Raw genomic sequence first — 21,710 nt, 5'->3', positions numbered from 1 at the left:
GCAGCATTCGGAGAGCGGAGACCCCATGACGAGCAACCTGAACCTGCAGTCCATGAAGATTTTTCTGGCCGTGCTGGACCACCGCAGCGTGAGCGCGGCGGCGGTGGCGCTGGGCATGAGCCAGTCGGGCCTGAGCACCGCGCTGGCGCGCCTGCGCGAGGCCCTGGGGGACGCGCTGTTCATCGGCACTGCCGCTGGCATGCAGCCCACCACGCACGCCAAGAAGCTGGCGGTGCCCATGCGGGAAGCGGTGCAGTGCATCGAACAACGCATCCTCAACAAGGCGTCTTTCGACCCCGCCGTGGATGAGCGCGAGTTCCGTGTGGCGGCGTCGGACACGGCGGAGGCGATGTACATGCCCAGGGCGCTCAACGTGCTCACCCGGGTGGCGCCGCGCGTGCGCATGCGCGTGGTGTCCATGGCGCAACCCCAGTTGCAGCGGGCGCTTTCCGAAGGGCAGGTGGACCTGGCCCTGGGTTATTTCCCCGACCTCATGTCCGCCGAGTTCGTGCGGCGGCGCATCGCCCAGCATGGCTTTGTGTGCATCTGCAGCATCGACAACCGCGAGCTCATCCGCGACTTCAGCCTCAAGCGGTACACGGAGGCGCGCCATGTGGTGGTGGAGGCGCCCACCCGCACGCATGGCCTGCTGGAGACCTATGTGCAGAAGCGCGGCATCCGCCGCAACGCAACGCTCATCACACCCCACTTCATGAGCCTGCCGGAGATCATCTCCAACACGGATCTGATCGCGACGGTGCCCGATGCGATCGCCCATGCCTTCGCCGAGAACAGCCGCCTGGTCAGCCTGCCGCTGCCGTTCCGGTCGCCCGTCTTCGACGCGCACCTGCACTGGAGCAAGAGCGTGAACAACGATCCCGCGCACCGCTGGTTGCGCGCCACGATGTTCGATGCGTTTGTCAATCGGGCGGCGCAGGGGTAGAAAGCGGCCTGGGAGGTCTGCCCACGCCCGGGCAGCGTGGGCGGCGCTCAGGAAAGGGAATTCACATGGCCAGGCTGGTGTTCGGCATGAACGTGTCGCTGGACGGTTTCGTGGACCACATGGCGTTCGCACCCGACGCCGTGCTGTTCCGCCGCTTCATCGAGGAAGCCCGGGCGCAGACGGCCAGCCTCTATGGCCGCCGCATCTACGAGATCATGGGGTACTGGGACGAGGAGCACGCGGAGTGGGATACGGCGGAGCAGGCTTTCGCGGCGGCCTGGCGCCGGCAGCCGAAGTGGGTGGTGTCGCGCACGCTGAAGGCGGTCGGGCCGAATGCCACGTTGATGAAGGGCGATCTGGGCGACGCGGTCCGCGCCTTGAAGGCGGCGCATGACGGCGAGATCGAAGTGGCAGGCACGGAGCTCGCGCACAGCCTGTCCGAGCTGGGCCTGATCGACGAGTACCGCATCTACCTGCACCCGGTGGTGCTGGGACAGGGCAAGCCGTATTTCGCCGGACCCAGGCCCCGGCTGCGCCTGGTGTCGCACGACCGCATTGGCGATGACGTGGTGCGGCTGAGCTACGTACCGGCCATGTGACCGGGGTCACTTCTCGGGGCGCTGCCCCTGTTCGACACTGCGCGGCACACCCTGCCGTTGCACCGCCGACACCGAGAAGAGGCCACCATGTTCACCGCTGCGTTCACAAGACTTTCCCTGTATGGGCTGCTGGCCGTGGCGCCTTCGGTGGTGGACGCGCAGATGCCGCCACAGTGGGTGGCCGAGCGCATGGTGAAGCGGCTGAGCGACAGCGATCTCGGTTGCGCGGAGATTCACGCGGAAACCTCGGCGCTGGAAAAGACGGGCCTGGCACAGCAGGCGGAGGTCCTGCAGGCGCAGGAAGCCATGGCGAAAGTGCAGGAAGCGTTGATGGAGCAGGCCGGTGGCGCGCGGGGGGGTGTGGGCTTGGCCATCGGCAGCGGATTGCTGGGCATGGTGCCCGGTGGCGCCCAGATCCAGGGCCATGCGATGAAGGCGGCGGCGGAAGCTCGCCGGGCGGGCATGCAGGAAGGCATGCAGAAGATGATGCAGGCCCAGACGCGGTTGATGAACGCCGAGCAGGCGCTGGAGCACGCGCAGGCGCGCGGCGAGCACCTGACCGATCTGTTCCTCAGGAAGGGTTGCAGACTCTCCGAGGTGAAGGCCGCTGCAGGCGCGGCTCCCTGATGCGCAGGGCCGCTGCGGCCCGCGTCATTTGCATTGCTGGTCGAAGGTGTCCCGCATCGTGGAGATGACCGATGGCCGGACGCCGAGCCAGGTCTGGCTGTTCATGGTGGCGGCGTTGTACTCGCACTGAAGCCGCGGATGCGGCGGTGGGGTGGCCGGCATCAGCCTGACCAGGCCGGCCAGGGCGTCGCAATACAGCTTGAGGTTTTTCATGGCAAGCGCCTTGTCGCGCTGGGTGCGCAGCCGGTCGTGCTCGGCGCACTGCGGGTCGGGTGCCGCCATGGAGGTGCTGGCGAGAAAACACAGGATCAGGCCGAGAAGGATTCTGGACATGGGAGGGTGGGCCGCGTGGGGCGTTGTTGGACAGGGGATGCCCGCGCATCGGCGGGCGATCGGCAGTATCGAAGGCCGCACCCGCTGGCGTAAGTGACCGGAGTCACATCGCGCGGTACGGTGGTGATGGCTCAGCGGGCGAGGGCGTCCAGCAGTTGCTCGGCGCGCACGGGCTTGTGCAGGAAGGCGATGCCGCTGGCCTTGATGTCGGCGATGCGCTGCGGTGCCGTTTCGCCGGTGACGAGCAGGGTGCGCAGGTGTGGCGCGTTGCGGCGCAGTTCGACGAGGTACTCCAGACCGTTGCGCTCGCCGGGCAACCGGAAGTCGGAGACCACGGCGTCGATCGAGTGCTGCGCCAGCAGCTGCGCGGCCTGTTCCAGGCTGCTGGCGGCATGCACCGTGCAGCCGCACGCGCTGAGCAGCAGGGCCATGGCTTCCAAGCTCACCGCTTCGTCGTCGATGACGAGCACATGGCGTGGCAGGTGCCTGTCCGCCTGCGCGGCCACGGTGGCGCCTGCTTCCGCCGGCTGCGCAAGTGTTGTCCCGTGCGCGCCGGCCTGTGGCACCCACACGCGAAATCGCGTGCCCCGCATCGGCCATGACGACAGCGCGATGGGGTGTTCCAGCAGGGTCGACAAGCGCTGGACGATGGACAGCCCGATGCCCAGCCCTGCCGCGCGATCCCGCTGGGGGTTGGCCAGCTGGTAGAACTCGTCGAACACCTTCTCCTGGTGTTCGGCCGCGATGCCGATGCCGGTGTCGATCACCTCGAAACGCACCCGTCCCGCGTCTGGCCTGGCCGCCACGAGCACGCCACCCGCGCGGGTGTACTTGATGGCGTTGTCGATCAGGTTGCCGAGCAGGCGCGTGAGCAGCAGGGTGTCGCTCATCACGGTCAGTTCGCCGGGGGCGCGGAAGCGGAGTTGCAGGTCCTTCGCCTGTGCGCTGCCGGAGAAGGTGTGGTTCAGGGCGACGAACAGGTCGTGCACGCGCAGGGGTTCCAGCCGGGGTTGCACGGCGCCGGCGTCGAGCCGGGAGATGTCGAGCATGGTGTCGAGCGACTGGCTCAGCATGCGCACCGAGTGGCTCAGGCGGTGGATGGTCTGGGTGCTCTCGCGATCGAACCGCGAGCGTTCGAGCACCGAGGTGAACAGCGAGATGGCGTGCAGGGGCTGGCGCAGGTCGTGGCTGGCGGAGGCGAGGAAGCGGCTCTTTTCCCGATTGGCGTTTTCAACGAGTTCGACCTGCCGGGCCAGCCGGCGTGCGAGGTCTTCCTTTTCGAAGCGGACCGTGAGCGACTCCTCCAGCAGGTCGGCCTGCTGGAACGTCCACTTGAGCGTCATGGCCAGAAACAGCGTCAGGCAGACGGCCAGCACCCACCCGACGAGCCCGCCATGCCAGAGCGCATTGGAAATGAGCCCGGCCGCTGCGGGAATGCTGAAGGCGGCGATGGTCGGCCGGTGGGTCGACACGATGGCGGACCCCAGCGATATCGCGCCCATGATGAACACGGCCATCAGGATCAGGAGCTCGACGCTCTGGTGCGCGCTCAGCATCCAGGGCGCGGCGCCCCACAGGGTGCCGAGCAGCAGAATGTCCCGCACACGTCCGCGCAGGATGCCGGGCAGCTCGTCGTCGCGCATCGGCCCGTGGGCTTCGAGTTTTCTGCGCTGCACGTAGCTGCTGGCAATGACGACGTAGAACAGCGCCAGCCAGACCAGCGGGAAACCGGCAGTGCCATTCAGGTGGAACAGGACCGCCAATGGGGTGGCGAAGGGAATGGGCGACAGGATGCGGACCGGCCCCGTCTTCTGCAGCAGGAGTTCGAGCTGGACGCGTTGCACCGCCAGCGGCGCCTGGGTGTTGGCCCACAGGGCCGCACGGATGTCTTTCAGCTGCATCCTGGTCGGCGCCCGATTCAGGAGAACAGCCGGATCAGCTCGGCGCGCGAGCGGACGTTGAAGTCGAGAAAGATGGTCGACACGCAGTTCTTCACCGAACCCAGGGCCAGGCCGGTTTCGCGCGCGATCGACTGGTTGTCCAGGCCGCCGAGGATCAGCTCCAGAACCTGGATCTGGCGGCTGGTCAAGCGGATGCCGGGCCTGAGGCGGGTGCTGCGCGCCAGGGTGTCGTGCGGGCTCGCGGGCGGCGGCGCTGCGCCGGGTGCCCGGGCCGGCGTTGGCGTGGCGGCTTTTTCAACCGTGTCGAGCAAGCCGCTCAGGTCAGCGGTGTCGCCCGTCTTGCAGAAGTAGCCCATGGCGCCTTGCGCCAGGGCTTCCTCTCGAACACGCGGGTCGTTTGTTCCGGACACGACGACGACCGGCAGCCGGGGGTAGAGCTGCCTCAGCAGCTGGAGGCCGGTCAGGCCGCGGGTGTCGCCCAGGTTCAGGTCGAGCAACAGCAGAAGGACGTCCGCCGCGCGCTGCTGGAGGAACTGCAGGGCCTGTTCCAGGCCGGCCGCTTCTGCCACTTCGAAACGGTCGGCAAAGCGCTGGACGATCACCTGGCGCAAGCCCATGCGCACCAGTTCGTGGTCGTCCACGGCGAGGATCGTTCGCGGTGGCTGCTGCTCAGGCATCACGCCAGCGCCCGCTCGATGAAGTGCTTCTTCACCCGCGTTCTGGGCACCGGCTCGTCGAGGTGGCTGAACCAGGCGCGCACGTCCTCGTCCAGCCCGATGCCGTGCATGTAGTTGTAGATGGCCTTGCGCAGGCCAATGCCCAGGGCGTCGTGGTCCACGCCGGTGGGGTCGATGAAGCCGATGTCGTTCTTGGCAAAGGTGACCTCGGGCAGTGGCACGAGCTCGATGCCGTAGGCGGCCGGGTCCAGCCCCACGGGCGAATGCACGGTGCACGAGAAGCGGTGGAAGAAGCCGCTCTGGATGCAGCCGTTCTCGAACAGCTGGCGCACGTACTCGAGCGAGTCCACGGTGTCCTGCACGGTCTGGGTGGGAAAGCCGTACATGAGGTACGCGTGCACGAGGATGCCGGCGTCTGAAAAACCCTTGGTGACGCGCGCCACCTGCTCGACGGACACGCCCTTCTTCATGAGGGTCAACAGGCGGTCGCTCGCCACTTCGAGGCCGCCGCTGATCGCGATGCAGCCGCTGTCGGCGAGCAGCTGGCACAGCTCGGGGCTGAAGGTTTTCTCGAAGCGGATGTTGCCCCACCACGACACGGGCAACTGGCGGCGCAGCAGTTCCTCCGCCAGGGCCTTGAGGGCCTTGGGCGGCGCGGCCTCGTCCACGAAGTGGAAGCCGGTCTGCCCGGTCTCGGCGACGATGGCTTCCATGCGGTCGGCCAGCGTGGCGGCGGACGCGGTCTCGTAGCGGCTGATGTAGTCCAGGCTCACGTCGCAGAAGCTGCACTTCTTCCAGTAGCAGCCATGGGCCACGGTGAGCTTGTTCCAGCGCCCGTCGCTCCAGAGGCGGTGCATGGGGTTGAGCATGTCGAGCAGGCTCAGGTAACGGTCGAGTGGCAGGCCGTCCCAGGTGGGTGTGCCAATGTCGTCGAAGGGCACGTCGGGTTCGACGAAGTTGATGTACTTCACCGTGGCGGGGCTGTCTTCGCCGCCTTCGCGCACGAAGGTGCGCACCAGCCGCTGCCGGGAGCGTTTGCGCTGCAGGAATTCGAGCAGCGAGAGCAGCGGGCGTTCGCCGGCGTCGAGCGTCACGTAGTCGACGAAGTCGAACAGGCGGGGCTCGGCCAGCTCGCGCAGTTCGGTGTTGACGAAGCCGCCCCCCAGGGCAATGGTGATGTGGGGGTTCTGGGCCTTGATGGTCTGTGCGATGCGCAGGGCGGCGTAGAGCGCGCCGGGAAAGGGCACGGAGAGCAGCACCACGTCGGGCTTGTGCTGGGCCAGCGTGGCCAGGGTGAGGGTTTGCAGCACCTCGTCCACGAGCGTGGGCGGCGCGGCGAGCGCGGCGGCCATGGGGTCGAAGCTGGGCTGGCTGCTGGCGAGGGATTCGGCGTAGCGCACGAAGGCAAAGCGCTCGTCCACCGCGTCGCGCAACACGTCCGCCAGGTCGTTCAGGTAGAGGGTGGCGAGGTGGCGGGCCTTGTCCTGCACGCCGAGCGCGCCGAAGGCCCAGGCCAGCGGGTCGCCGCCCTCATCGCCGAAGGCGGGGTCCACGTAGGCCTCGAGCGCCTGGAAGCGCGGGCCTTCGGGCAGCAGTTCGCGGGCGGCGATGCGGTGGGCGAGGGTGGCGTCGCGCCCCTGCAGGTAGGCGATGACGGGGCCGATGGTGACGCGGTAGCGCGCGAACTGGTCCAGAAAGGCGTGCACGCTGGCGCTGCGTTCGGCTTCGGGCCGGGCCAGGGCACAGCCGCGAATGCCCTCGAGGCCGGCTGGCGTGAACAGCTTGAGCACCAGCGCCAGCGCCAGATCGGCCTGCACGGCGTCGAACCCGCGCGAACGCAGGAAGCCCGTGATGTAGGCGGTGGAGGGGTAAGGCGTGTTGAGCTGCGTCATCGGCGGGATGAGGCTCAGCACGCGCAGGGCGTGGGAGGTCATGGGGCTTGGGGTTGTGCAGGCGTGATCTTACGGGCAGCCTCCCATTTGAGGGTGGACGTCGCGGGGGGACCGTCCTAGCATGCGCGGACGATCGGGCAGGAGATGGGCATGGCGACAGGATGGAAACGGTGGGCGGGGATTGGGATGTGGGCCGCGCTGGCGGGCACGGCGGGTGCACAGGGGTTGCGGCCCGACGTGATGGCGAGCGTGGGCGGCCGCTACGCGGTGGATTGCGCCCGGGCCGATTCGCCGCGCATGGTGGTCGAAGCGCGGCAGATGCGGATCGAGCAGGGCAACCAGCGCCTGACGGTGGGCAACCTGGACGCGGCGTTCAGCTATTTCGGCAACAGCCCGCCGCCGGAGTTCCGCGTGGCCTTGCTCGGCCAGGTGCAGGGCCGGCACGAGCTGACGGCGCTGGTGAACGCCGATGGCAAGGGGCAGTACATCCAGCTGGATGGCGACCCCACGGTGGTGGCCAACCTGGGTGCGCTGGGCCGGGCACAGTTCCGCCATTGCAACGAGGCCGCGAACCAGCAGGCGGTGGCGGAGCTGAACGCGGCAAAGGCGGCCGAGGCCGCTGCCAGGGCCCCGGTGAAGCCGGGCACCGCCAGGCACCCCTCCGAGCTCATTCGCGACCCGGCGTTCAAGCCGCTCTACCTGAAGGCACTGGGGCCGCTGGCCGCCCGTGCACCCTGGCTGGCCGAGATGCACGGCCCGGCCACGGACCTCACGCAACAGCGCATCGACGGGGTGGACTACACGGTGGCCGCCCACTGCATGCCGCACGACTGCCGGGACAACAGCGCGGTGGTGCTGTACGACCCGCGGCAAGGCCGCGTGTACGGCCTGATGAACCAGCGCGACAAGATGATCGCGTTCGGCTCGCCACCCGCCCCGGTGATGAGCCAGCTGCTTCTGATCTGGCGCAGCCAGTGGCGCAGCAGCGGCAAGTGAAGGGGCGTGGCGCTGGCAGGGGCGTCAGCACTCGACGATGTTCACGGCGAGGCCGCCGCGCGAGGTTTCCTTGTAGCGGGTCTTCATGTCCGCGCCGGTCTCGCGCATGGTCTTGATGACCTTGTCCAGACTGACGTGGTGCACGCCGTCGCCGCGCAAGGCCATGCGCGCGGCGTTGATGGCCTTGACCGACGCGATGGCATTGCGCTCGATGCAGGGAATCTGCACCAGGCCGCCGACGGGGTCGCAGGTGAGGCCCAGGTGGTGTTCCATGCCGATCTCAGCGGCGTTTTCCACCTGCTCGGGCGTGCCTCCGAGCACAGCGCAGAGGGCACCGGCGGCCATGGAGCAGGCCACGCCCACCTCACCCTGGCAGCCGACCTCGGCGCCGCTGATGCTGGCGTTCTCCTTGTAGAGGATGCCGATGGCGGCCGCGGTGAGGAGGAAATCCACAACGCCCCGGTCGGTGGCGCCGGGCACGAAGCGCCGGTAGTAGTGCAGCACGGCCGGCACGATGCCGGCCGCACCGTTGGTGGGCGCGGTGACCACGCGGCCACCGGCGGCGTTCTCCTCGTTCACCGCGAGGGCGTAGAGGTTGACCCAGTCGAGCACCTGCAGTGGGTCCCTGAGGGCGGCTTCCGGGTGTGCGGTGAGGTCGTGCCAGAGCTGGCGGGCGCGCCGCCGCACCTTGAAGCCACCGGGCAACACGCCTTCGGCCTCGCAGCCGCGCCGGACGCAGGCCTGCATGACGTCCCAGATGCGCAGCAGACCGGCGTCCACTTCCGCATCGGTGCGCCAGTGCCTTTCGTTCGCGCGCATCACCTCGGCCACGGAAAGCCCGTGCGCGGCGCACTGCGCGAGCAGCTCATCGCCACTGCGAAATGGAATGGGGAGCACGGTCGCATCGGGCGCGATGGCCTTGATGCGCTCACCGTCGGCGGCGACTTCCTCGCTCACCACGAACCCGCCGCCCACCGAATAGAAGGTGCGCTCCGCCAGCAGTGTGCCTCCACCATCCCAGGCCGACAGGCGCATGCCGTTGGCGTGGAAGGGCAGCGGCCGGCGGTAGAAGAGCAGGTCGTCGGCCTCGTTCCACGCCACGGTGTGCCGGCCCATCAGGCTCAGCTGCTTCGTGCCACGCACGCGTTGGATGGTCGGGGCGATCAGGTCGATGTCGACCGTTTCGGGATCGTGCCCGCACAGCCCGAGGATGACCGCCTTGTCGCTGCCATGGCCTTTGCCGGTGGCGCCCAGCGAACCGTGCAGCGCGCACTGCACCCGCGTGACCGAGGGGAGCATGCCGGTGGCTTGCAGGCCGGCGGCGAACATGCGCGCGGCGCGCATGGGCCCCACGGTGTGGGAGCTGCTGGGTCCGATGCCGATCTTGAAGAGGTCGAACGTGGAAATGGCCATGGTCGTGCTCCTGTGATGGACCTTAGTGCGGCAGTGCCAGCTGGACGTGGCCGAGCAACTGGTGCGCGGTCATGGCCGAGAGTGTCCACCCAAGATGCCCATGCCCGGTGTTGTAGAACACCCTGGGCCGCCGTCCGCGACCCACACGCGGCATCATGTCCGGCATCATCGGGCGAAGGCCTGCCCAGGGTTCCACGCGGCGCGTGCTGACGCCGGGGAAGCACTGGTTCACCCACTGGATGAGGGGCTTGATGCGGTCGGCGCGGATGTCGTGGTTGATGCCATTGAACTCTGCGGTGCCGGCCACGCGAAAACGGTCCGGTCCCAGGCGGCTGGTCACCAGCTTGGTGGCTTCATCGAGCAGGCTCACCTGCGGGGCGTTCTGCTGGCTCTCCGGGTCGTTGAGGTGCACGGTGATCGAGTAGCCCTTGACCAGGTAGATGTTGAGTTTGTCGCCCAGTTGCGCGGCCAGGCCCCGGCCGTGCACGCCCGCGCAGATCACCACGCCGTCGAAGGTCCGTGTTTCCGTGCCCTCCGGGTGCCGCAGGTCAAGGGTGGCAGCCTTGTCGTCGGTGCGCACGGCGAGCACCTCGTGCTCGAAACACTGCTCGACGCCCAGCCGGGCACAGGCCTGCGACAGGCCCACGGTGAACTTGTGGATGTCGCCGGTGGCATCGCTCTCGGTGAAGAAGCCACCGTAGAAGTTGCCGCGCAGGGTGGGTTCGATGGCGAGCATGTCCGTCGGGGTGACGGCCTGTTGTTCCAGGCCACCCGCCGCCAGCAGCCGGGACACACGCCCCGCGCGCTCAAACCCTGCCTGGTCGCGGTAGATGTGCAGGATGCCCTTGCGCTTGAGGTCGAAGGGTATGTTTTCTTTTTCCGCCCAGGCGAAGAGATGCTGGCGGGCCTCGATAGCCAGGCGGGTGGTGGCGATGGTGTTGTGCTCGTAGTGCGGAATGGCCCGCATGAAACCGGCAAGCCAGCTCAGCTTGTGCCAGCTGGGTCGCGGATTCATCAGCAGGGGGGCGTCGTTGCGCAGCATCCATTTCAGACCTTTGACCAAGGTGCTCGGGTGCGTCCACACCTCGGCGTTCGAGGCCGAGAGCTGCCCGCCGTTGGCATGGGACGTTTCCATGGCCGGGTATCGGTGCTTTTCGATGAGGGTGACGCGGTAACCCTCACGGGCCAGTGCGTAGGCGCTGGTGACGCCGGTGATGCCGCCGCCGATGATGGCGATGTGGTGCATGGAGAGGACTCCTGGAGGAGCGGTCACAAAGGAAGGACATCGGGCACACACCGTGTGTGCCCGGCGACCCCCTCTGTGCGGCGACCTGAGAGATTCATGCCGGTTCGGGCCGGCACTTGCTCCTGCGGTGGGCCGGGAGACCAATCCCGGCCGCTCTCCAGAGTGCGTGGGTCTGCAGCGGTCCTGGTGCCTGAGAGTTTCCGGGGTGGTTGCTCCTTCGGCGCCGAAGTCATGGCTTCGGTCTCTCCCGCTGCGGACAGCCGGCGCGTGGCCGGCAAGGCGGTGGCGCGCAATGCCCACCGCCCGGTGCTTCAGTGATCGTCGAACTCGCTCAGCGGCACGCAGCTGCAGAACAGGTTGCGGTCGCCGTAGACGTTGTCCACGCGGCCCACGGGCGGCCAGTACTTGGCGTGGGCCCGGGTGGAGGCGCTGGCCGCGCCCACGTCGCGCGCGTAGGGGTGCGGCCAGTCGGCCTTGATCAGGCTGTCGGCAGTGTGCGGTGCGTTCTTCAGCGGGTTGTCGTCCTGTGGCCATTGGCCGTTTTCCACCTGCCGGATCTCTTCGCGGATGGCGATCATCGCGTCGATGAAGCGGTCTAGCTCTTCCAGGGTTTCACTCTCGGTCGGCTCCACCATGAGTGTGTTGGCCACCGGGAAGGACAGCGTGGGCGCGTGGAAGCCATAGTCCATCAGGCGCTTGGCCACGTCTTCGGCCATGACGCCGCTGGTTTCCTTGAAGTGGCGCAGGTCCAGGATGCACTCGTGCGCCACATGTCCGTTGGCGCTGGCGTACAGCGTGGGGTAGTGCGGCGCCAGGCGCTTGCTGATGTAGTTCGCCGCGAGGATGGCGGCCTCGGTGGCGTGTTGCAGGCCGTCGGCACCCATCATGCGGATGTACATCCAGCTGATGGGCAGCACGGCGGCATTGCCCAGTGGCGCGGCGCTGATGGCACCCACGCCGTTCACCGGCAGACCACCCGCCGCATGGCCCGGCAGGAAGGGCACGAGGTCCTGCACCACGCACACCGGGCCCACGCCGGGGCCGCCGCCACCGTGGGGGATGCAGAAGGTCTTGTGCAGGTTGAGGTGGCTCACATCGCCACCGAACTCGCCCGGGGCGGCCACGCCCACCAGCGCGTTCATGTTGGCGCCGTCCACGTACACGCGCCCGCCGTGCTGGTGCACCAGCGCGCAGAGGTCTTTCACGTGCGTTTCAAACACACCGTGCGTGCTGGGGTAGGTGATCATCACGGCGGCGAGGTTGGCGCTGTGCTGTTCGCATTTCGCTTTGAGGTCGGCCAGGTCGACGTTGCCGTTCTCGTCGCACTTGGTGACCACGACCTGCATGCCCACCATCTGTGCGCTGGCGGGGTTGGTGCCGTGCGCGCTGCTGGGAATCAGGCAGATGTTGCGGTGGCTCTCGCCACGCGAGGCGTGGTAGGCCTGGATGACGAGCAGGCCGGCGTATTCACCCTGCGAGCCGGCGTTGGGCTGCAGGCTGATGCCCGCATAGCCCGTGGCCTGGCAGAGCCAGGCACGCAGTTGTTCGTCCAGTTGCTGGTAGCCCTTGAGCTGGTCGGCCGGTGCGAAGGGGTGCACGTTCGCGAACTCGGGCCAGGTGATGGGGATCATCTCGCTCGTGGCATTGAGCTTCATGGTGCACGAGCCCAGCGGGATCATGCTGCGGTCCAGGGCGAGATCCTTGTCGGAGAGCGCGCGGATGTAGCGCAGCATGCCGGTCTCGCTGTGGTGGCTGTTGAACACCGGGTGCGTGAGGAACTCGCTGGTGCGGCGCAGTTCGGTGGGGATGCGCGGCTCCACACCCTTCTCGAACGCCTCGAAGCCGGGCAGGGCGGTGCCGTCTTTCGCGAACACCTTCCAGAGCCGCGCGATGTCGTCGCGTGTGGTGGTTTCGTCCAGCGCGATGCCGACGTACTGGCCCCAGGAGAGGCGCAGGTTCATGCCGGCGTCGCGCGCGCGCTGAACCCAGGCCTGCGCCTGTGCCGCGTCCGGCGCCTTGATCGTCACGGTGTCGAAGTTCGCCTCGGCGGTGAGCTGGCAGCCGAGCTGCTCCAGACCCTGCGCCAGGATGGCGGTGTAGGCCGCGACGCGCTGCGCGATGCGCTTGAGGCCCTGCGGGCCATGGTACACGGCGTACATGCTCGCCACCACGGCAGGCAGTACCTGGGCCGTGCAGATGTTGCTGGTGGCTTTCTCTCGGCGGATGTGCTGCTCGCGCGTCTGCAGCGCGAGACGGTAGGCGGGTTTGCCATGCGCGTCCACGCTCACACCCACCAGACGGCCGGGCAGCGAGCGCTTGAATTCGTCGCGGCAGGCCATGAAGGCGGCGTGCGGACCACCGGCGCCCATGGGCATGCCAAAGCGCTGCGTGCTGCCGACGACGATGTCGGCACCCCATTCTCCGGGCGGGGTGATGAGCGTGAGCGCCAGCAGGTCGGCCGCGGCGATGAAGGCCGCCCCCTTGGCGTGCACCTTCTGCACGTCGGTGCCCAGTTCCTCGATGCGGCCGCTGGTGCTGGGGTACTGTGCGAGCACGGCGAAGTAGTCGTCCTGGGCGAGCGCGGCGTCCCATTCGGGGGCGGAGTTCGCCACCTTCACCAGGATGCCCAGCGGCTTCGCGCGCGTCTGCACGACTTCGATGGTCTGCGGGTGGCAGTCGCCGCCCACCACGATGGCGTTGCCCTTGCTCTTGACGGAGCGCCTGGCCAGGGTCATGGCCTCGGCAGCGGCGGTGGCCTCGTCGAGCATGGAGGCATTGGCAATGGCCATGCCGGTGAGGTCGGTCACCATGGTCTGGAAGTTGACCAGCGCTTCCATGCGGCCCTGCGAGATCTCGGCCTGGTACGGCGTGTAGGCGGTGTACCAGGCGGGGTTCTCGAGGATGTTGCGCAGGATGACGCCCGGCGTGAGCGTGCCGTGGTAGCCCTGGCCGATGAAACTCTTGAGCACCTGGTTCTGCTGTGCCAGTGCCTTGAGTTCGGCCAGCGCAGCCGCTTCGGTGACCGCGGGCGGCAACTGCATGCCCTGGCTGCGCGCGATGCTGCGCGGCACGATGCCATCGATCAGCGCACGGCGCGAGGCTTCGCCGATGACCGAGAGCATGTGGGTTTCGTCGGCTTCCCCGATGCCGATGTGGCGCGCCACGAATTCGGACGGGTTCTCAAGTTCACCGAGGGGTTTGACGGAGGGCATCAGCATGGCGGGCCTCAAAGGAATGCGGGGGTGTTTCGTTTACTGCCCGGCGAAGGCGTTGTAGGCGGTTTCGTCCAGCAAGGCATCGATCTGCGACGCGTCGGTCAACTTGACCTTGAAGAACCAGCCAGAGCCCAGCGGGTCGCTGTTGGCCAGCGAGGGATCGGCGCGCAGGTTTTCGTTGACCTCGACGATTTCACCGCTCACGGGCATGTACACATCGGCGGCGGCCTTCACGGACTCAACCACACCGGCCACGTCTTTCTGCGCGAAGGTCTTGCCGACTTCGGGCAGGTCGACGAACACCACGTCGCCCAGCGCGTCCTGCGCGTGCACGGTGATGCCGACGGTGGCGATGTCGCCATCGACGGTGAGCCATTCGTGGTCTTCGGTGTATTTGGTGATGGACATGCGTGGGCTCCTGAAGGTTGGGTGAAACGGAAGGAAATGAGGGCTCAGCCGCGGAAGTAGCGGTTGGGCACGAAAGGCATGGCGCTGACCGTCATGGGCACGGGCTTGCCGCGCACCATGGCCACCACCGGGGTGCCGACCGCCGCGTATTCGGGTTCGACATAGCCGATGGCGATGGGCTGGTTGGCGCTGGGGCCGAGCAGGCCGCTGGTGGTCTGGCCGATGGCGCGGCCGCTGGTGTTCTGCAGTTCGACATGCTCGCGCACCGGCACGCGCTCCTGCGCGATCAGGCCCACGCGCTTGCGGGTCAGTGGCACGGTGCCGTCCAGCTGGCCGAGCACACGCTCTGCGCCCGGAAAGCCACCGGCGCGCGCGCCGCCCGTGCGGCGCACCTTCTGGATCGCCCAGTTGAGCGAGGCCTCCACCGGGGTGGTGGTGGTGTCGATGTCGTTGCCGTAGAGGCACATGCCGGCTTCCAGGCGCAGTGAGTTGCGTGCGCCCAGGCCGATGGGTCTGACTTCGGGTTGCGCCAGCAGCGCGCGAGCGAGTGGCTCGGCGCGGTCGCCGGGCACCGAGATCTCGAAGCCGTCTTCCCCGGTGTAGCCGCTGCGGGTGATGTAGAGGTCGGTGCCCTGCCAGTTGAACGCTCCGCCCGTCATGAAGACAAGCTTTTCGACGCCGGGCACGAGGCGCTGCAGCGCGGCGGCGGCCTGCGGGCCCTGCAAAGCGAACAGCGCCTGGTCGGGCATGGGAATGACTTCACAGCGTGAGCCGATGAGCGCCTGGATGTGCGCCATGTCACCGGCCTTGCAGGCGCCGTTGACGATGACGAAGATGTCGTGCCCGCGGTTGACGAACATCAGGTCGTCGATGATGCCGCCCTCATCGTTGAGCAGCAGGCCGTAGCGCTGCTTGCCCACACCGAGATCGATCACGTCCACCGGCATGAGGGTTTCGAAGGCGGCCGCGGCGTCGGGCCCGACCAGGCGGAGCTGGCCCATGTGGGACACGTCGAACAGGCCGGCCGCCGCGCGGGTGTGGTTGTGTTCGGCCATGAGGCCGGCCGGGTACTGCACGGGCATGGCGTAGCCGGCGAAAGGCACCATGCGGGCACCCAGTTCGACGTGGAGGGCGTGCAGCGGAACCTGGAGAAGTGGGACGGCGGCGTCGGACACAGGAGGCTTTCAGGCAAGGGGCAGGCCCGTGAGGGCGGGACACGGTTCATCCGTGCGCTGCCCCACTGTCCGCTTTACCTGAGAGATTCACGCGGGCGATGCCGCGCTTGCTCCTTCGGTGGACCGCTTCAGGGAGCGGCCTCTCTCCAGGGGGGTACGCCTGCCTTCCGGCCGGCGTTTGCCAGTCCTTTTGCCTGAGCGTTCAGGGCACCCGGTGTGCGGTGCCGCCTGCGCCTTCGGCGGGCCCATTCCGGAACGGAACCGGCCTCTCTCCTGACCCGGCGAGTGTAGCGCACCGTGCCGACCGGGCCGATGTCTCAGGGCGTTTCCAGGGCCGATTCCGGCAACAGCCGCGCGAGCCTTTCGGTGATGCCGTCGGCCCGCTCGCTGCCGGCCATGCGCTCCACATCGTTGACCATCTCGCGGCTCACGGCCAGCATGGCCGGTAGGTCGCGCGCTTCGCGCAAGGCATCGCGGTAGCGCTGCGCCATGGCCTTGTCGCGGGGCGCGAACATGCGCTCGCTGAGGTCGAACAGGAACATGCGGGCGCTGGCCATGGAGCGCGGGCCGGAGAAGGCGTCGGCCGACACAGCAGGTGTGGGGGGCGATAGCGAGGCTTCGTCCACCAGATAGCCGCGTGAGAGCAGGCTCGCGGCCAGGTCGCGGCCCTGGCCTTCGAACAGGGCGAACAGTTCGGCATCGGGCTTGCGGCCGTCGGCCATGAGCAGCAGTGCGCGTTCGCGCTGCGCGAGGTGGCGTTGTCCAGGCAGCAACTCGGCCCGGCCTTTTTCGGTCTTGTTCAGCATGTCGTCCACGACGTCGTTCACGGAGCCTGCACTGTGGCCAGCCGATGTGACGATGCGGTGAAGAGCGGACATGAAAAGCCGCCCGAAGGCGGCTTTCTGGACGAAGACGGCAAGGCCGTGAATTCGCTCACATGCCCGCGTAGTTCGGGCCACCACCGCCTTCGGGCGTGACCCAGACGATGTTCTGCGTCGGGTCCTTGATGTCGCAGGTCTTGCAGTGCACGCAGTTTTGCGCATTGATCTGCAGGCGGTCGGTGTTGTCCGGGTTCTTCACGAACTCGTACACGCCCGCCGGGCAGTAGCGGGCTTCGGGGCCGGCGTACTTGGCCAGGTTGATCCTCACCGGCACGCTGGCGTCCTTCAGCGTGAGGTGCGAGGGCTGGTGTTCCTCGTGGTTGGTGTTGCTCACGAACACGCTGCCCAGGCGGTCGAAGGTGATCTTGCCGTCGGGCTTGGGGTAGACGATCTGTTCGCACTCGGCCGCAGGCTTGAGGTAGAGGTGGTCGGCCTTCTCGCGGTGCAGCGACCAGGGCGGGGCCTTGAGACCCAGGCGTGGCAGCAGCCAGTGTTCAATGCCGACCATGAGGCCACCGACGATGTTGCCGTACTTGAACCAGGACTTGAAGTTGCGTGAGGCTTCGAGCTCTTCCTTCAGCCAGCTCTTGTCGAAGGCGGCCGGGTAAGCCTTGAGTTCGTCGTGCTGGCGGCCGGCCTGCACGGCCTCGAACGCGGCTTCGGCGCAGAGCATGCCGCTCTTGATGGCCGCGTGGCTGCCCTTGATGCGCGCGCCGTTGAGGTAGCCCGCGTCGCAACCCACGAGCGCACCGCCCGGAAAGACGGTCTGCGGCAGGCTCATGATGCCGCCGGTGGTGATGGCGCGTGCGCCATAGCTGATGCGCTTGCCGCCTTCGAGGAATTCGCGGATGCGCGGATGCGTCTTCCAGCGCTGCATTTCCTCGAACGGGCTGAGCCAGGGGTTGCTGTAGTTCAGGCCGGTCACCAGGCCCAGCGTCACCTTGTTGTCTTCCAGGTGGTACATGAAGCCGCCACCGTAGGTATCGTCCTTCATGGGCCAGCCAGCGGTGTGGATCACCAGACCGGGCTTGTGCTTCGTCGGGTCGATCTCCCAGAGTTCCTTCACGCCGATGGCGTAGGCCTGTGGGTCCTTGCCCTCGTCGAGATGGAATTGGGCGATCAGGCGCTTGCCCAGGTGGCCCCGCGCGCCTTCGGCGAACACGGTGTACTTGGCATGCAGTTCCATGCCGAGCTGGAAGCTGTCGGAGGGTTCCCCGTCCTTGCCCACGCCCAGGTTGCCGGTGGCCACACCTTCGACCGAGCCGTCGTCGTTGAAGAGCACTTCGGCGGCGGCGAAGCCGGGGAAGATTTCCACGCCCAGGTTTTCAGCCTGCTGGCCCAGCCATTTGACGACGTTGCCCAGGCCCACGACGTAGTTGCCCTCGTTGTGGAAATTGTTCGGGATCAGGAACTTGGGCGTGTCGATGGCGCCCTTTTCGGTCAGCCAAAGCAGCTTGTCGTCGGTGACAGGCTGGTTCAAGGGTGCACCGTCTTCCTTCCACTTCGGCAGCAGCTCGGTGATGGCCTTCGGGTCCATCACGGCCCCACTGAGGATGTGCGCGCCGGGTTCGGAGCCCTTTTCCAGCACGCAGACGTTGATTTCAGTGCCTTTCTCGGCGGCGATCTGCTTGAGCCGGATCGCGGTTGCGAGGCCGGCCGGGCCGCCGCCGACCACGACGACGTCGTACTCCATGGCTTCGCGCGGGCCGTAGGTGTTGAGGATTTCTTCGGGGGTCATGTGCTGGTCTCGCTCAGTCGGCCGGGGGCCTGGTGGATTTTCATGACGGCAATGCATGGAGTCATGCCGGTGTCGTGGTCGTGACGGATTTTAGTGGGCCATGGCGCACAATCGTGTCGCACCGGCCCGAATGGTCGCTGCGGGCCGCGGATACCACGCGCAACCCACAACTTTAGAGGAGGCTCTCTCATGGCGTACAGCCTGGATTTGTCGGGCCGGGTGGCCCTGATCACCGGCGCGTCGGGCGGGCTTGGCGAGCAGTTCGCCAAGACGCTGGCGCGAGCGGGCGCGGCCGTCGTGCTGGCCGGTCGCCGGACCGACCGGCTCATGGCCTTGCGCGCCCACATCGAGGCGGCTGGGGGCGACGCCCATGTGGTGGCGATGGACGTCACCGACACGGCGTCCATCAAGGCGGCCGTGGCGCATGCCGAAACCGGGGTCGGTGCGATCGACATCCTGGTCAACAACTCGGGCGTGAGCACCACCCAGCGTCTGCAGGATGTGACGGAGGAGGACTACGACTACGTCTTCAACACCAACACCCGGGGCGCGTTCTTCGTGGCGCAGGAAGTCGGGCGGCGCATGCTGGCCCGGGCCAAGGGGGCGGCGCCGGGCACGTATGTGGGCGGGCGCATCGTCAACATCGCCTCCATGGCCGGGCTCAAGGTGCTTCCCCAGATCGGGGTGTACTGCATGAGCAAGGCGGCGTTGGTGCACATGACCAAGGCCATGGCGGTGGAGTGGGGCCGCTTCGGCATCAATGTCAACGCGATCTGTCCCGGCTACATCGACACCGAGATCAACCACCACCACTGGCAGACGGAGCAAGGGCAGAAGCTCATCAACATGCTGCCGCGCAAGCGCGTCGGCGCGCCCGCCGACCTGGACGCGGTGCTGGTGATGCTCTGCTCGACCGAAAGCCATTTCGTGAATGGCGCGGTCATCGCGGCCGATGACGGGTTTGGAGCCTAGATGACGACTGCGGTGCTGGGCCGGCCTTCGGGCTGGCCGCCGGGCATGGTGGCCGGCATTCTCGCGGGCCTGGGTGCTGGCGCGTTCTGGGGCACGGCTTTCGTGGCGCCTCTGCTCACACCGGGCTTCAGCTCGATCGACCTCACGGTGGGGCGCTTCCTGTCCTGTGGGTTGCTGTCGGTGTTGCTGCTGTTCCTGGCGGGTGTTCGCCGAGAGGCGCACCTGCCCACCTTGCGCCAGACCGGTGCCGCGCTGTGGCTCAGCCTGCTGGGTTACACCGGCTATTACCTGTTGCTGGTGCTCGCCATCCAGGCCGCGGGAGCGGCACTGCCGGTGCTCATCATCGGCACCATTCCCCTGTGGATCATGCTGCTGGGCAAGCCACAAGGCCTGCACTGGCGCGCCCTGGTGCCGGGCCTGCTGCTCACGCTCGCGGGCCTGGCGCTGATGATGCGGGAGACCGCGCATGGCGCTGAAGCCGGCGACGGGACGAACCTCTGGATCGGCATCCTGTATGCAGTGCTCGCCATGGCTTCCTGGACCGCATTCGGCTTGCTCAATGCGCGCTGGTTGCGCCACCACCCGGAGGTGAACTCCACGGTGTGGGCCAACTGGCTGGGTGTGGCCGCCGGCATGGGCGCGCTGGTGATCTGGGCGGTGGCAGGCACCGAACTGGATGTGCTGATGCAGCGCCCAGGTTTCGGTGCTTTTGTCGTGGTCTGCGCTGTGACGGGCATCGGATCGGCGTGGATCGCCTCGGTGCTGTGGAACATGGCCAGTCGCCGGCTCAGCCCCAGCCTCGCGGGCCAGCTCATCGTGAGCGAAACCGTGTTCGGCCTGATCTACACCTTTGCCTGGAGTGCCCGGTGGCCCGCTGCCCTGCAGTGGGCGGCCTGTGTGCTGTTCGTGCTGGGCATCCTCGCCTCCATCAAGGCCCACCGTTGACGCTATAACTCCCATGAAATTCGAACTGCCGGAACAGAAGAAGCGTGTGTTCAGCATGAGCATCCCCATTCGCTGGGGTGACATGGATGGCATGAACCACGTGAACAACACGGTCTACTTCCGCTACCTGGAGATCATCCGCATCGACTGGATGCGCTCCATCGGCTGCCAGCCAGACCCCTCAGGCGAAGGCCCCGTGATCGTCAATGCCTTCTGCAACTTCTACAAGCAGCTGGAATACCCGGGCGACGTCATCGCCACCATGTACGTGAGCGACGTGGGGCGCAGCAGTTTCGAGAGCTGGTGCACGCTCTCGCGCAGCGACGATCCGGACACGGTGTACGCGTCGGGCGGTGCGACCACGGTGTGGGTCAACTTCCCGCTGAAGAAGTCCGTGCCCATGCCCGACTGGTTGCGCTCGCAACTGGGCTGAAGCGTGCCGAGTGTGCGCCAGCACACACACAAATGCTTGCAGACTTGGAGCGTGCGCGCACCTAGCATGCGCGCATGCGCCACATCTCTGCCATTTTTCTGGGTATCGGTCTGTCGGGTCTGCTTGCCGCCTGCGGTGGTGGTGGAGGTGGCTCAGACAGCGGCAGCACACCCACAACGCCCACCGATCCCTCATCACCGGGCGCGGGCTTCGTAGCCACCGGCCCATTGACGGTCACCGAGCTGGCCACATCGATCCCCAACCCCTGGAGCCTCGCCTTCCTGCCCGATGGGCGCATGCTGGTAACAGGACGCAACGGCGTGCTGCGCCTGTACGCGGCCAACGGCCAGTCGTTCAGCAACATCGCACTGACCGGGCTGACAGGTCTGACCACAGGCGGGCAGGGCGGCTTGCTCGATGTGGTGCTCGATCCCGCCTTCTCGACCAACCGGCGCATCTATTTCACCTTCTCCGAGACCGACAGCGGCAACGCCAATCTCAACAGCACAGCCGTGGCCCGTGCCGAACTGGACACGGGGGCCATGGCACTGTTCAACCTGCAGGTCATCTACCGCCAGACGCCCAAGGTGGCGAGCAGCGGCCACTTCGGCTCGCGACTGGTGTTCGATCGCGACGGTCATCTGTTCGTCACCCTGGGGGACCGGCAGAACGCCGACCAGCAGGCCTATGCCCAGGACCTCTCGCGAGGCAATGGCAAGGTGATGCGCATCACCACCGACGGCAACCCGGCTCCGGGCAACCCGGTCCTCTCCGGACAGGCGGCCATCTGGAGCTACGGCCATCGCAACCCGCAGGGCGCTGCGCTGCATCCTGACACCGGGCAACTGTGGACCAACGAGCACGGCCCGCAGGGGGGCGATGAAGTCAACCTCACGCTGCCGGGTCGCAATTACGGCTGGCCTGTCATCAGCTACGGCCAGGAGTACGGGACCACGCAGCAGGTCGGGTCGGGCACCGCCATGGCGGGCATGGAGCAGCCTGTGTCGTACTGGGAAAAGATCGACGGGACGGCCTGGACCGGTGGCACGAAGTCGTCCATTGCACCCAGTGGCATGGCGTTCTTCACGGGGTCTGAACCGTCCCACTGGAACCGCAGTCTGTTCGTGGGTGCACTGGCAGGCGCCTCGCTATGGCGTCTGCAACTGGATGGCACCCGTGTGGTGGGGCGCGAGCGGCTGCTCGCCAACCGCAATGAACGCATCCGCGATGTGCGGCAAGGCCCTGACGGCCGCCTCTACCTGCTCACCGATGGTGCCAGCGGCAAGCTGCTGCGCGTCACCGGGGGGTGAGGCGGC

At 67.3% G+C, this 21,710-nt stretch carries 19 protein-coding genes and 3 riboswitches; of the genes, 8 read left to right on the top strand and 11 right to left on the bottom strand.

Annotated elements, in window-relative coordinates; genetic code table 11:
• The first annotated feature begins 25 nt into the window (after positions 1–25).
• The 3 genes from J2X09_RS02580 to J2X09_RS02570 all read left to right on the top strand — a co-directional run bounded on the left by J2X09_RS02580 (position 26) and on the right by J2X09_RS02570 (position 2,169).
• Positions 26–943 carry a LysR family transcriptional regulator gene (locus J2X09_RS02580; RefSeq protein ID WP_204731782.1) on the top strand — a complete coding sequence of 306 codons (918 nt, stop codon included), beginning with the start codon at positions 26–28 and terminating at the stop codon, positions 941–943.
• Positions 944–1,008: 65 nt separating this feature from the next.
• Positions 1,009–1,542, top strand: coding sequence for a dihydrofolate reductase family protein (locus J2X09_RS02575; RefSeq protein WP_204731781.1), 534 nt, complete (start codon positions 1,009–1,011; stop codon positions 1,540–1,542).
• 87 nt (positions 1,543–1,629) lie between these two features.
• Positions 1,630–2,169: a hypothetical protein gene (locus tag J2X09_RS02570; protein WP_204731780.1), complete on the top strand. Its 540-nt coding sequence runs from the start codon at positions 1,630–1,632 to the stop codon at positions 2,167–2,169.
• Positions 2,170–2,193: 24 nt separating this feature from the next.
• On the opposite strand, the gene J2X09_RS02565 is transcribed toward J2X09_RS02570, so the two are convergent.
• From J2X09_RS02565 to J2X09_RS02550, 4 genes are all read right to left on the bottom strand, one after another.
• Positions 2,194–2,502, bottom strand: coding sequence for a hypothetical protein (locus J2X09_RS02565; protein ID WP_204731779.1), 309 nt, complete (start codon positions 2,500–2,502; stop codon positions 2,194–2,196).
• Between the two features lie 131 nt (positions 2,503–2,633).
• Complete coding sequence (locus J2X09_RS02560; protein ID WP_204731778.1) at positions 2,634–4,403, bottom strand: ATP-binding response regulator; 1,770 nt, start codon at positions 4,401–4,403, stop codon at positions 2,634–2,636.
• A gap of 17 nt (positions 4,404–4,420) precedes the next feature.
• A complete protein-coding gene (locus J2X09_RS02555; protein WP_310307279.1) occupies positions 4,421–5,080 on the bottom strand; it encodes a response regulator transcription factor in 660 nt (219 codons plus the stop codon).
• The gene (locus tag J2X09_RS02550) at positions 5,080–7,014 is read right to left on the bottom strand and encodes a B12-binding domain-containing radical SAM protein (protein WP_204731776.1); all 1,935 of its coding nucleotides are present in this window, start codon (positions 7,012–7,014) and stop codon (positions 5,080–5,082) included. Before J2X09_RS02550 ends, J2X09_RS02555 begins: the two co-directional genes overlap by 1 nt.
• Before the next feature lie 108 nt (positions 7,015–7,122).
• On the opposite strand from J2X09_RS02550, the gene J2X09_RS02545 reads away from it, so the two are divergent.
• On the top strand, positions 7,123–7,968 hold the full coding sequence (locus J2X09_RS02545; RefSeq protein ID WP_204731775.1) for an Ivy family c-type lysozyme inhibitor: 846 nt from the start codon (positions 7,123–7,125) through the stop codon (positions 7,966–7,968).
• Positions 7,969–7,992: 24 nt separating this feature from the next.
• Here the strand turns inward: J2X09_RS02545 and J2X09_RS02540 are convergent, their stop codons facing one another.
• From J2X09_RS02540 to J2X09_RS02510, 7 genes are all read right to left on the bottom strand, one after another.
• Complete coding sequence (locus J2X09_RS02540) at positions 7,993–9,381, bottom strand: L-serine ammonia-lyase (RefSeq protein ID WP_204731774.1); 1,389 nt, start codon at positions 9,379–9,381, stop codon at positions 7,993–7,995.
• A gap of 22 nt (positions 9,382–9,403) precedes the next feature.
• The gene (locus J2X09_RS02535) at positions 9,404–10,627 is read right to left on the bottom strand and encodes a D-amino acid dehydrogenase (RefSeq protein WP_204731773.1); all 1,224 of its coding nucleotides are present in this window, start codon (positions 10,625–10,627) and stop codon (positions 9,404–9,406) included.
• Positions 10,628–10,795: 168 nt separating this feature from the next.
• Positions 10,796–10,887: riboswitch (glycine riboswitch) on the bottom strand.
• Positions 10,888–10,938: 51 nt separating this feature from the next.
• Positions 10,939–13,845: an aminomethyl-transferring glycine dehydrogenase gene (gcvP, locus tag J2X09_RS02530; protein WP_204731772.1), complete on the bottom strand. Its 2,907-nt coding sequence runs from the start codon at positions 13,843–13,845 to the stop codon at positions 10,939–10,941.
• Positions 13,846–13,878: 33 nt separating this feature from the next.
• Complete coding sequence (gene gcvH, locus J2X09_RS02525; protein ID WP_204731771.1) at positions 13,879–14,250, bottom strand: glycine cleavage system protein GcvH; 372 nt, start codon at positions 14,248–14,250, stop codon at positions 13,879–13,881.
• Positions 14,251–14,294: 44 nt separating this feature from the next.
• Positions 14,295–15,425 (bottom strand): glycine cleavage system aminomethyltransferase GcvT, encoded by a 1,131-nt coding sequence (gene gcvT, locus J2X09_RS02520; protein ID WP_204731770.1) that lies wholly within the window; start codon positions 15,423–15,425, stop codon positions 14,295–14,297.
• Between the two features lie 55 nt (positions 15,426–15,480).
• Positions 15,481–15,585, bottom strand: a riboswitch (glycine riboswitch).
• A 12-nt stretch (positions 15,586–15,597) separates the two neighbouring features.
• A riboswitch (glycine riboswitch) is annotated at positions 15,598–15,711 on the bottom strand.
• 31 nt (positions 15,712–15,742) lie between these two features.
• A complete protein-coding gene (locus J2X09_RS02515; RefSeq protein WP_310307274.1) occupies positions 15,743–16,303 on the bottom strand; it encodes a hypothetical protein in 561 nt (186 codons plus the stop codon).
• A 55-nt stretch (positions 16,304–16,358) separates the two neighbouring features.
• The gene (locus tag J2X09_RS02510) at positions 16,359–18,044 is read right to left on the bottom strand and encodes an electron transfer flavoprotein-ubiquinone oxidoreductase (RefSeq protein WP_204731769.1); all 1,686 of its coding nucleotides are present in this window, start codon (positions 18,042–18,044) and stop codon (positions 16,359–16,361) included.
• 189 nt (positions 18,045–18,233) lie between these two features.
• On the opposite strand from J2X09_RS02510, the gene J2X09_RS02505 reads away from it, so the two are divergent.
• The 4 genes from J2X09_RS02505 to J2X09_RS02490 all read left to right on the top strand — a co-directional run bounded on the left by J2X09_RS02505 (position 18,234) and on the right by J2X09_RS02490 (position 21,704).
• Entirely contained in the window at positions 18,234–19,016 is a 783-nt protein-coding gene (locus J2X09_RS02505) for an SDR family oxidoreductase (RefSeq protein ID WP_204731768.1), read from the top strand.
• A complete protein-coding gene (locus tag J2X09_RS02500; protein WP_310307271.1) occupies positions 19,017–19,961 on the top strand; it encodes a DMT family transporter in 945 nt (314 codons plus the stop codon).
• A gap of 13 nt (positions 19,962–19,974) precedes the next feature.
• Positions 19,975–20,394, top strand: a complete 420-nt coding sequence (locus J2X09_RS02495) for an acyl-CoA thioesterase (RefSeq protein ID WP_204731767.1) — start codon at positions 19,975–19,977, stop codon at positions 20,392–20,394.
• 74 nt (positions 20,395–20,468) lie between these two features.
• The gene (locus J2X09_RS02490; RefSeq protein ID WP_204731766.1) at positions 20,469–21,704 is read left to right on the top strand and encodes a PQQ-dependent sugar dehydrogenase; all 1,236 of its coding nucleotides are present in this window, start codon (positions 20,469–20,471) and stop codon (positions 21,702–21,704) included.
• The last annotated feature ends 6 nt before the right edge of the window (positions 21,705–21,710 follow it).

The organism is Hydrogenophaga laconesensis (assembly GCF_031457235.1).
GTDB classification, from domain to species: Bacteria; Pseudomonadota; Gammaproteobacteria; order Burkholderiales; family Burkholderiaceae_C; genus Hydrogenophaga; species Hydrogenophaga laconesensis.
Note: the sequence above shows the minus strand (reverse complement) of the source record. Positions and strands in the feature narration are given on the sequence as shown.